Raw genomic sequence first — 10703 nt, 5'->3', positions numbered from 1 at the left:
TCCCGGGGATCCGCTTGTTCGACCCCTCTTCCTGAATTAGAATGACAGGATGCACATATCCTTGCTGAAGGCGACCGCCTTCTTCTATCTTGCCGGGGCTCTCTTCTACCTCTACTTCATCGTCACGCAGAAGGAACGGGGAGCGCGCCTCGGCCGCATGCTGCTCCTGGTCGGGGTCATCCTTCACGCCGCCGGGTTCGCCCTCCGGTACGCGGTTGCCGGGTACACCCCCATCACCAATCTGTTCGAGTCGCTTTCGTTTTTCGCGCTGGCGATCGCCGCCACCTTTCTCGTCATCGAGGTCCGGTACAACCTGCGGGCCCTGGGTTCCTTCGTCGCTCCGCTCGCGTTCACCTTCAGCGTTTTCGCCGCATTCCTGCCGGGGGAAGTCGCGGGGCTGGCCCCGGCCCTGAACTCCTACTGGCTCCCGATCCACGTCCTTCTCCTGTTCGTCGGCGATGCGGTCTTCGCGATCGCCTTCGGGGCGGGGATCATGTACCTCCTGCAGGAGAAACAGGTCAAGAGGAAGAAAATGGGGGCGTTGTTCAAGCGCCTTCCCTCTCTCGACGTGCTCGACGACGTCAATTACCGGTGTCTGACGATCGGGTTTCCCCTGCTCACCATGGGGATCATCACGGGATCCATCTGGGCCGAATACGCCTGGGGATCCTACTGGAGCTGGGACCCGAAGGAGACGTGGTCGCTTATCACGTGGCTTCTCTACGCCGCTCTTCTCCACGGGCGGCTGACGGTGGGGTGGAGGGGGCGCAAGGCGGCGATCCTCGCGATCGTGGGGTTCGGCGCGGTTCTCTTCACCTTCCTGGGCGTCAACCTCCTTCTGCCCGGCCTCCATTCCTACTCCAGCCTGTCGCGGTGAGAGGGAGGGGAGAGGTTTTCCGATGGGGTACATCATCGTCATAGGCCTCAACCACCGGACCGCCCCCGTGGAAATCCGGGAGCGCCTGGCTTTCCCCCCGGAAGTGATCGGACACGCCCTCCGGGGACTCCTGGAGCGGGAATCCCTCCGGGAAGGGGTGATCCTGTCGACGTGCAACCGGGTCGAAGTTTGCGCGCTGGCGAACCAGGGCTTCCGAGGGACGGCGGAGGTCAAGGAGTTTCTGGCGTCCTACCACGGAATTCCGCTGGGGGAGGTGAACGGATATCTCTACCACTACGAGGGGGCGGAGGCGGTGCGGCACCTGTTCCGGGTGGCGAGCAGCCTGGACTCCATGGTGCTCGGCGAGCCCCAGATCCTCGGGCAGGTGAAAGACGCCTACGGGTACGCCGGCGAGTTCCGGTCGATCGGGCCGATCCTCGACAAATTCTTCACGAAGGCGTTCTCGGTGGCAAAGCGGGTGCGCACAGAGACCCGGGTGGCGAGCAGCGCCGTGTCGGTCGCCTACGCCGCGGTCGAACTGGCGAAAAAGATTTTCGGGGATCTTGCGGACAAGACCGTGATGCTCATCGGAGCGGGGGAAATGTGCGAGCTCGCCGCCCGACACCTCCTCTCCGCGGGCGTCAAGGGGATCCTGGTGACCAACCGGACCTTCGAGCGCGCGGTGAAACTCGCCGAGGAGTTCCGGGGGACGGCGGTCCGGTTCGACGAACTGCCGGCGCACCTGAAGAGGGCCGACATCGTCCTCTCCTCCACGGGGGCTCCGCACTTCATCATCCGGAAGCAGGAGGTGGAGGAGGTCATCCGGATCCGGAAGAACAGACCGATGTTCTTCATCGATATGGCGGTTCCCCGCGACATCGACCCCGACGCGAACCAGATCGACAACGTCTACGTCTACGATATCGACGACCTGAACAATGTGATTGAAACGAACCTGGAGGAACGCCAGAAGGAAGCCCGGAAGGCCGAGGAGATCGTGACCGAGGAGGTCCGGTCGTTCCTCCGGTGGCTCGACGCCCAGCAGGTCACCCCCACCATCGTCACCCTTCGCAGGAAGTTCGAGGAGGTCAAGGACGCGGAGGTGGCCAAGGCGGTGTCGGTTCTCGGGGCGGAGGATCCGAAGATGAGGAAGGTGGTGGAATCCCTCGCCACCTCGATTCTCAACAAGATCCTTCATGCCCCCATCGCCGCGCTCAAGAAGGACACCGACGGGAGGAACTCGATGGAGCTCGTGGCGATGGTCCGGGAGATCTTCGATCTCCCCGAACCGTCGGAGCAGGCCGGGATCGGGGAAGAGGAAAACAAGGAGAAGCCCTCGCGGGAATAATCCGCGGGAACCCGAAGGAGGGTGGGTTGGCCGAAAGAGATCCGGTGATCCGTCTCGGAAGCCGGGGCAGCAAGCTTGCCCTGTGGCAGGCCGAGTTCGTCCAGTTCGAGATCGAGCGGAAGACGGGGAAAAAAGTCGAGATCCGGAAAATCAGGACGACGGGCGACATGATCCTCGATGTCCCGCTCGCCCGCGTCGGGGGAAAAGGGTTGTTCGTCAAGGAGATCGAGGAGGCGCTCCTCACGGGCCGGATCGACCTCGCGGTCCACTCGATGAAGGACGTCCCCACCGACCTGCCCGAGGATCTCGCAATCGTTTCCATCACGCAGCGGGAGGACCCGCGGGACGCCTTCTTGTCCGTGAGGTACCGGCGCTTCGAGGATCTCCCGCAAGGGGCGAGGGTGGGAACGAGCTCCCTCCGCCGGCAGACCCAGCTTCTCGGGCTTCGGCCCGACCTTACCATCGAGAGTCTGCGCGGGAACCTCGACACGCGGATCCGGAAGATGGAGGAGGGCCGCTTCGATGCCATCCTCCTCGCGGCCGCGGGGCTTCGGCGCTTGGGATGGGAGGAAAAGATCACCGAGGTTCTCCCCGTGGAGATGTCCCTTCCCGCCATCGGTCAGGGAGCTCTGGGGATCGAGATCCGCAGGGGGGACGCGGCCACCCGCGAGGCGGTCTCGTTCCTCAACGATCGGGACACCGCCTTCGCGGTGCGCGCGGAGAGGGGCTTCCTGAAACGCCTCGAAGGAGGGTGCCAGGTCCCGATCGCTTCCTACGGGCGTACGGAAGGGGACCGCATCTTCCTGGAGGGGCTGGTGGGGCGGCCCGACGGATCCGAAATCATCCGCGGCAGCGCCGGGGGAGACGTCTCCGACCCGGAAGCGCTGGGCGTGTCGCTTGCCGAGCAGCTTCTCGAGCGCGGCGCGAGGACGATCCTGGACGAAGTGTACCGGGCGGCGGGAAGTTAGCTTCCATGTCACTCCAGGGGAAAAGGATCCTGGTGACCCGGGGCGAGGACCAGGCGGAAGAGTTTTCATCGATGATCCGGAAACGGGAGGGCGTTCCCGTTATATTTCCCACGGTTCGGCTGGTGCCCCCCGACGATCCTTCCGTTCTGGACGAGGCCTTGGCGCGCCTGGGGACGTTCGACTGGGTCCTTTTCACGAGCGCCAACGCCGCCCGGTTCTTTCTCGAACGGGCGGCGAAACGGGGGATCCGGGGGATCCCCGAGGGGGTCCGGGTCGCCTCCGTGGGCCCCGGAACGACCCGCGAGGTGCGGCGGCAAGGCTTTCCCGTCCATCTCGAGGCGAAGCAGCACACCGCGGAAGGGATGGTGGGGGCGCTGGCCGGCGAGGGGTTTGCGGGGAAGCGTTTCCTCCTCCCCCGCGCCCAGGAGGGCCGGGAGGTGCTCCCGCTTGTAATCGGCCGCCGGGGAGGTACGGTGGACATCGTGACGGCCTACCGGAACGGTCTGGCTCCCCGCGATGAGAAGGCCGCGAAGGAGATCGGGGAGAGGCCCCCCGACGTGTGCACCTTCGCGTCCCCCTCGGCATTCCGCAATTTCTTTCTCCTGCTGGGAGAGGAGCGCGCCGCTTCCGTCCTGTCCCGGAGCCGGATCGCCGTGATCGGAGAAGTGACGAGGCGGGCCGTCGAGGGAAAAAATTACCTCGTGGACATCATGCCCGAAACATTCACATTGGCCGGGATGCTGGAGGCGATCGAGAGGCATTTCGCCTCCCCGCCCCGCGGAGGGGAGTCTTCATGAGCTTTCCCGAACACCGCCCCAGGAGGCTGCGCAGGAACGAGGGAATCCGCCGGATGGTCCGGGAGACGAACCTCTCGGTGGACGATCTGATCTACCCCCTCTTCGCCGTCGCCGGCAGGAAGATCCGCAAGGAGATTTCCTCGATGCCCGGGGTCTTCCAGTGGAGCGTGGAAAACCTCGTGAAGGAGGTCAGGGACGTCCGGGCCCTGGGGATCCCCGCCATCCTCCTCTTCGGCATCCCGGCGAAGAAGGACCCGGTGGGGTCCGACGCATGCTCCGACGACGGGATCATCCAGACCGCCGTCCGGGCGATCAAGGGCGCCGTTCCCGACATCCAGGTCATCACCGACGTCTGCTTCTGCGAATACACCGACCACGGCCATTGCGGGATCCTCACTCGGGACGGCGACGTGGACAACGACGCCACGCTGGACATCCTGGCACGGAGCGCGGTGACGCACGCGCGCGCGGGGGCGGACATGGTGGCCCCCTCCGACATGATGGACGGGCGGGTCGCGGCCATCCGGAGGGCGCTCGACGAAGAGGGGTACGAAGGGATCCCCATCCTGTCGTACGCCGCCAAGTACGCGAGCGGTTTCTACGGACCCTTCCGGGAGGCGGCCGGGAGCGCGCCGCAGTTCGGGGACCGCAGATCGTATCAGATGGATCCCCCGAATGTCCGGGAGGCCCTCCGGGAAGTGGCCCTCGACATCCAGGAAGGCGCGGACATCGTCATGGTCAAGCCCGCGCTCGCCTACCTCGATGTCATCTGCCGCATCCGGGAGGCCTTCGACCTGCCGGTGGCGGCCTACAACGTCAGCGGGGAGTATTCGATCGTGAAGGCCGGCGAGAAGCTCGGGTGGGTCGACGGGAGCCGCCTGATGTTGGAGATTCTGGTGTCGATCCGGCGTGCCGGTGCCGACCTCATCCTGACGTACGCCGCCAAAGAGGCGGCGAAGGCGCTCGGGGAGTGACGGGGATGGCGGACCATCCGGGCACCCCCTACAAGGTCGTCGAGATCTCGAACGTCCACGACCAGGAGATCGAAGCGGTGTTGAATCGCCTGGCCGCCGAGGGATACCGGTTCGAATCGATCCATTTCGTGACCCAGCCCGGGACCCGCAGGCCCTCGATGGCGTTCCTCTTCTTCTCGCGGGTGCCCGCGGAAGAGGGAGGATGAGGGATGGCGTTTCGCTGGGAGGAGCAGAGAGCGTACTTTCGGGATGCCCGCCGCGCGCAATACCTCGCCCGCATCGTGGGAAAATCGGCGGACTTCATCATCGCCATGGCCCTCTGGCAGATCCCCGGCGCCGCCGGGGTGTTCGCCGCACTGTTCTATCTCCTGATGTGCGACGGCTTCCCCGGGGGGCGCAGCGCGGGGAAGTGGCTGACGGGCCTCAAAGTCGTCCGCGTCGACCGGGAACCGATGGATTTCCAGTCTTCCCTTCTGCGGAACCTGACCGTGGCCTCCCCGTTCCTCCTCTCCCTTGTCCCGGCCGTAGGCCCCTTCCTCGCCTACACCGTCGGGCTGGCGGTCCTCCTCATCGAGACGTATCTCGGGTTCTACGATTCCGACGGCCAGCGGGCGGGGGACACGTTCGCCGAGACGGTGGTGGTGGAATTCCAGCAGGCCGCAGATGACGTCTCTTTATCTGATTGACGGGCACAACGTCCTCTACCGCACCTTCTTCGGCCTTCCGCGGCTCTCGGCGCCGGACGGCATGCCGACCAACGTCGTGCTGGGGACCGCAAGGATCCTCCTGAAGATCCTCCGGGAGGAGAAGCCCGCAGCGATCGCGGCCGTCTTCGACTCCCCCGGGCCCACGCCCCGGCACGTGCTCTTCCCCGAGTACAAGGCGAACCGGCTCAAGGTTCCCGAGGAACTCCTGGCCCAGGTCCCCGTGGTGAAGGAAGTCATCGACGCCCTGGGGGTGCCAAGGATCGAGGTGCCCGGCGCGGAGGCGGACGATATCATCGGCACCCTGGCCCGGGTCGCCGAGGAGAGGGGGGTGGAGGTCGTCATCATTTCCTCCGACAAGGACCTCTACCAGCTGGTGTCGCAGAAGGTCCGCATCCGGGACGGCCTGAAGGAGAGAACGGTGGGGGAGGAAGAGGTCCGCGAAACCTTCGGCGTGGAGCCCGGCCAGGTCGCGGAACTGCTGGCCCTGGCGGGGGACCCCTCCGACAACATCCCCGGCGTCCCGGGAATCGGTGAAAAGACCGCATCCGGCCTGATCCGGGAGTTCGGGACGGTGGAAAACCTTCTGGCACATACCGGGACCCTCAAGGGAAAACAGAAGGAGAGGATCGAAAAAAACGCGGAGATGGCGAGACTTTGCCGCCGGCTGGCGGTGATCGACCGTAACGTTCCCATCCCGTGGGGGATCGACGACCTTGCGCCCCGGGGGATCCACCCGGAGAGGGCCGCCGCGCTCTTCCGGCGGCTCGGGTTCCGCAAGCTTCTCGAGGATCTGGACCTGAAACCGGCGGCGCTGCCGTTTGCCGGTCCCGGGAAGGCTCCTTTGCGGGATCGCGGACGTGCGGAGAAGGCCGGGGATCTCTTCGCCGCGATCGGGGGCGAGGTCCCTCCCCGGGCGGCCGTCGCCGCCTCGGGGAAGACGGGGGGGGAGATCGCCGTCGCGGTCCCCGGTCGGGGGGTCTGGTTCCTCCCGGACCGCGCCGTTCCGGATTTCGTCCGCCGGGTCGGCGAGGAAGGGGGGACGGTCTATCTGTACGAAGGAAAGGCCTTCCTGAGACGGTGCGGCGACTTCGTCCCCCCCGGCAAGGATCCGTCGCTGTTCGACCTGCAGGTCGCCGCCTACCTTCTCGCCCCGGAAGAGGGGACGCCGACCCTTGGTAAGCTGCGAGACCGGTTCCTTCCCCGGCACGGGGGAATCGGGGAGGAGACGGGGGAGCTTGCGGATCGAGCGGAGGAGATCGCCGCGCTGGGGGAGATCCTCGAGGAGAAACTGGCTACGGCTTCGCTTTCGGGGATCTTCCGGGAGGTCGACATGCCGCTGCTGCCGGTCCTGTTCCGAATGGAGGAGAAGGGGATCCGGATCGACCCGGGGATCTTCGGCGGACTGTCGGAGGAGCTGGCCGCGAGGACGCGGGAGATCGAAATGAAGGTGGCGGCGATCGCAGGGCCGGAATTCAATATCAACTCCCCCAAGCAGCTCTCCTTTCTCCTGTTCGAGAAACTCGGGCTGCCTCCGGTCAAGAAGACGAAGACCGGCTATTCGACGGATGTGGATGTGCTGGAGCGGCTCAAAGGCGCGCACGAGATCCCCGGACTCGTCCTCGAATACCGGACGTTCGCGAAGATCCGGTCCACGTACGTCGACGTCCTGCCGGGAATGGTGAACCCGCGGGACGGCCGCATCCACACGACGTTCCACCAGACCCAGACCTCCACGGGGCGCCTCTCCTCTTCCGACCCCAATTTGCAGAATATTCCGGTGCGCGCCGACCTGGGAAGGAGGATCCGGTCGGGGTTCGTGGCGGAACCGGGAGCGCTTTTCGTCGGCGCCGACTACTCCCAGGTGGAGCTGCGCCTGCTGGCCCACCTGTCGGGGGACGCCGAGCTCACGCGGAGGTTCCGGGAGGGAGAGGACATCCACGCCGCAACCGCCTGCGCCGTCTTCGACGTGCCCCCGTCCGGGGTTACGCCCGAGCTCCGCCGCAGGGCCAAGGTGATCAACTTCGGCATCCTGTACGGGATGAGCCCCTTCGGGCTTTCTCGGGAGCTCGATATCGGCGCCAAGGAGGCGAAGCAGTATATCGACCAGTACTTCCTGCGCTATCCGGGCGTCTACCGGTATATCGAGGAGCTCAAGGAACAGGCGAGAAAGGCCGGGTATGTCCACACCCTCCTCGGCCGGCGAAGGTTTCTCCGGGACATCAATTCCCGGAACAAGGTTCTCCGGGAGGCGGCCGAGAGGATGGCGATCAACACCCCGATCCAGGGGAGCGCGGCCGACATCATCAAGCTGGCGATGATCCGGGTGGACCGGGAGTTCCGGGAGAAGGGAATGCGCGCCGGCCTGGTTCTCCAGGTCCACGATGAACTGATCGCCGAGGCGCCCGAAGCCGAGGCCGCCGGGGTCGAGCGGATCCTGAAGGGTGCGATGGAGGGGGTGGCGTCCCTGTCGGTGCCCCTCACCGTATCCGTGAGCAGGGGGAAGCATTGGGGGGAAATTCATTGAGCCCGCCCGATCGGGGGATGAATAGTTATCCGGGAAGCCACGTCCTATGAGTGGGAACGAACAGGCGAACGTGCCGGATGAGAATCTCGTACGGGCTTCGCTTGCAGGCGACGAAGGGGCGTTCCGCGATCTGATGGAACGGTACAAACGGCGGGCATTCGGAGTGGCGCTGGGGATCGTGGGAGACGCGGACGAGGCCCAGGACGTGGTGCAGGACGCCTTCGTGAAGGCGTATTACAAACTGAGGGACTTCCGTTTCGGCTCGAATTTTTACACCTGGTTCTACCGTCTTCTGGTCAACCGGGCGATCGACCGGTGGAGGAAGACCTCGAGAACGCCCACGGTTTCCTTCGACGATGCATGGGTTTCCGGGGAAACGTCGGAATCGGAAGCCATGGTATATCCGAAGACCCCCGAGGAACTTGCGGGGAACCGGGAACTCGCGGAAGGGATCAGCCGGGCGATCGCGGCCCTTCCGGAGTACCACCGGACGGTCATCCTCCTCCGGGAAGTGGAGGGACTGGCATACGAGGAGATCGCGCGGATTCTGGATTGCTCGGTCGGCACCGTGATGTCGCGCCTCCATTACGCGCGGGCGAAACTGAAGGGCGCCCTCAAGGGGTTCCGGGGAAGGTAAGAAGATGGAATGCAGGGAAGCGAGACAGAAGATCCAGGACCTGATCGACGGCCGGCTGCCGCCCGGTGGGGCTGCGGAAATGCGCGACCACCTCAGGGCTTGCGGTCCGTGCGCCGCCGAGGAGGCCGAACTTGCGCGGGTCGGGGAACTCCTCCGCCTCTGGTCCGCCGTGCGTGTCGGGGAGAAGGAGCCGCAGCTTTCCGCCATGTGGACCCGGGTTCGGGCCGGGATCGAGGAGCGCAAAGAACCGTGGTACGCCCCTGTTCTCCACCGATGGTTCTTACTTCCCGCGGCGGCCGCGCTTGCGGTTTTCGCCCTCCTGTTCTACCCTTTCGATGGGACGAGGGCCCCGTTTCACCCAAAAAGCTTCGATGTCACTGTGGAATCCCTCGAATCCGACACGGCGACCGTGGCCCTGGTGGACAAGGGGGAGGGACTTCCACGGGTGATCTGGATCATCGAAAATGGGAAGACGTGACCGAAGGCCGGGGGCCTGCCTCCCGGCGGTTGCCTTCCTCGCTCTTCTCCTCATTCTTGCGCATGCCGTCGCCGCCGCCCCCGACGCGCCGGTTGCCGTCGACGTGGGAGTCGTCGTGGCTTCCAACGAGGGGGACACGATGGACCCGGCGCTCACCCCGATCCGGAACCAGCTGCACTCGATGTTCAATTACACCTCCTATCGGCTGGTCGAGCGCCTGAAGCGCACTCTTTCGGTCGGGGAAACCGGGGATTTCGGCCTGCCCGGGAACCGGTCGATGCGGGTGACGCCTGTCCCCGCCAAGGGGAACAAGGTGAGGCTCGCCGTCCAGATGATGGAGGCGGAGCGCAACCTCCTCACCACGACCCTCGGCCTTACCCGGGGGGGAATGGTGCTCGTGGGGGGTCCCCCCTACCAGAAAGGCGTACTGATTCTCATCATTTCCGCGGAATAACCGTCCTGTTGAATATCCGCGACCGCGGCCTCGTCATATCGGCAGAACGGGGAAACTTTCCTGCGGGAAGCCGGGTTATTCCCTGCAGGAAGCACCGAAGGCAAGGAGGTGGAAGCGATGAAAAAACTGATTGCGATAGCGGCTACGGCGGCATTTCTGGCGGCGGTGGCTCCTTCCCCCGCCCTTGCGGGGGACCGGGGATGGGCCACGGCCGGGAAGATCCTGACCGGGATCATCGGCGTGACGATTCTCGGCAACGCGATTGCGAATTCCCAACCCTACCCGGCCCCCGTCTACGCTCCCGCACCGCGGGTGTATTACCCGCCGGAAGAGGTCTGGGTCCAGGGCCGCTACGAGAGCAGGATCGAGAGGCGGTGGGTCCCCGGTCACTGGGAGATCGAGGGCGCAGGGCGCCGTTACGGCGATGACGATTACGGGGACCGCTACGATGACGGCTACGGGAGAGATCGCGGCCGTCGGATCTGGGTTCCCGGCCATTACCGGGACGTGGAGGTACGGGTGTGGATCCCCGGGCACTGGGAGGTGCGCGGTTAGGCGCCGACCAGGCGGCTCGGCAATCCAGTGCACCGTCTCGCAAATACCTTGGCATTCGAGCGCCGCTGCAGGGGGCCGGTCCCCGGAAGGGTTTCGTCGCGAGACAAGGGAGACCCTTTGGCCACGGCGGGCAAGCGCAGGAGCGAGCGCGGAGGCGTACGGCAAGTACGCCGCACAAGCAAGCGACGAGCACGCCCGACGCAGCCCGGGGATCGCTTGTCGCAGCAGAAAAGGCAGCCCTGTGGGCGACCGGCGCCTGCGGCGAGGGAACGCACCGCCAGCCCTTTGTCGGACTCCCTGCGCCCGGCTCGGCGTACCGCAAGTACGCCTGCGCCGTGCTCGGTCGTCCTTCGCGGTCTGACGGCGCATCCGCTTCGCCTCGGC

General features: G+C 65.5%; 12 protein-coding genes. All 12 read left to right on the top strand.

Annotation, left to right across the window (positions count from 1 at the left end; genetic code table 11):
- Positions 1–49: 49 nt before the first annotated feature.
- The 12 genes from ccsB to VJ307_07835 all read left to right on the top strand — a co-directional run bounded on the left by ccsB (position 50) and on the right by VJ307_07835 (position 10319).
- Positions 50–877 carry a c-type cytochrome biogenesis protein CcsB gene (gene ccsB, locus VJ307_07890; protein HJX74064.1) on the top strand — a complete coding sequence of 276 codons (828 nt, stop codon included), beginning with the start codon at positions 50–52 and terminating at the stop codon, positions 875–877.
- A gap of 22 nt (positions 878–899) precedes the next feature.
- Positions 900–2225 carry a glutamyl-tRNA reductase gene (hemA, locus tag VJ307_07885; GenBank protein ID HJX74063.1) on the top strand — a complete coding sequence of 442 codons (1326 nt, stop codon included), beginning with the start codon at positions 900–902 and terminating at the stop codon, positions 2223–2225.
- Positions 2226–2251: 26 nt separating this feature from the next.
- Positions 2252–3193, top strand: coding sequence for a hydroxymethylbilane synthase (gene hemC / locus VJ307_07880; protein ID HJX74062.1), 942 nt, complete (start codon positions 2252–2254; stop codon positions 3191–3193).
- 5 nt (positions 3194–3198) lie between these two features.
- The gene (locus tag VJ307_07875) at positions 3199–3990 is read left to right on the top strand and encodes a uroporphyrinogen-III synthase (protein ID HJX74061.1); all 792 of its coding nucleotides are present in this window, start codon (positions 3199–3201) and stop codon (positions 3988–3990) included.
- Entirely contained in the window at positions 3987–4964 is a 978-nt protein-coding gene (hemB, locus tag VJ307_07870; GenBank protein ID HJX74060.1) for a porphobilinogen synthase, read from the top strand. The genes VJ307_07875 and hemB overlap by 4 nt, the downstream gene beginning before the upstream one ends.
- A 5-nt stretch (positions 4965–4969) precedes the next feature.
- On the top strand, positions 4970–5170 hold the full coding sequence (locus tag VJ307_07865; GenBank protein ID HJX74059.1) for a hypothetical protein: 201 nt from the start codon (positions 4970–4972) through the stop codon (positions 5168–5170).
- A 3-nt stretch (positions 5171–5173) separates the two neighbouring features.
- Entirely contained in the window at positions 5174–5650 is a 477-nt protein-coding gene (locus VJ307_07860) for an RDD family protein (protein HJX74058.1), read from the top strand.
- Complete coding sequence (gene polA / locus VJ307_07855; protein ID HJX74057.1) at positions 5628–8195, top strand: DNA polymerase I; 2568 nt, start codon at positions 5628–5630, stop codon at positions 8193–8195. Before VJ307_07860 ends, polA begins: the two co-directional genes overlap by 23 nt.
- Before the next feature lie 46 nt (positions 8196–8241).
- Positions 8242–8832, top strand: coding sequence for a sigma-70 family RNA polymerase sigma factor (locus VJ307_07850; protein HJX74056.1), 591 nt, complete (start codon positions 8242–8244; stop codon positions 8830–8832).
- A 4-nt stretch (positions 8833–8836) separates the two neighbouring features.
- Positions 8837–9310: a zf-HC2 domain-containing protein gene (locus VJ307_07845; GenBank protein ID HJX74055.1), complete on the top strand. Its 474-nt coding sequence runs from the start codon at positions 8837–8839 to the stop codon at positions 9308–9310.
- Entirely contained in the window at positions 9297–9764 is a 468-nt protein-coding gene (locus tag VJ307_07840) for a hypothetical protein (GenBank protein HJX74054.1), read from the top strand. The genes VJ307_07845 and VJ307_07840 overlap by 14 nt, the downstream gene beginning before the upstream one ends.
- Before the next feature lie 117 nt (positions 9765–9881).
- Complete coding sequence (locus tag VJ307_07835; GenBank protein HJX74053.1) at positions 9882–10319, top strand: hypothetical protein; 438 nt, start codon at positions 9882–9884, stop codon at positions 10317–10319.
- The last annotated feature ends 384 nt before the right edge of the window (positions 10320–10703 follow it).

The organism is Candidatus Deferrimicrobiaceae bacterium (assembly GCA_035256765.1).
In the GTDB taxonomy this organism is placed as follows: Bacteria; Desulfobacterota; Deferrimicrobia; order Deferrimicrobiales; family Deferrimicrobiaceae; genus CSP1-8.
Note: the sequence above shows the minus strand (reverse complement) of the source record. Positions and strands in the feature narration are given on the sequence as shown.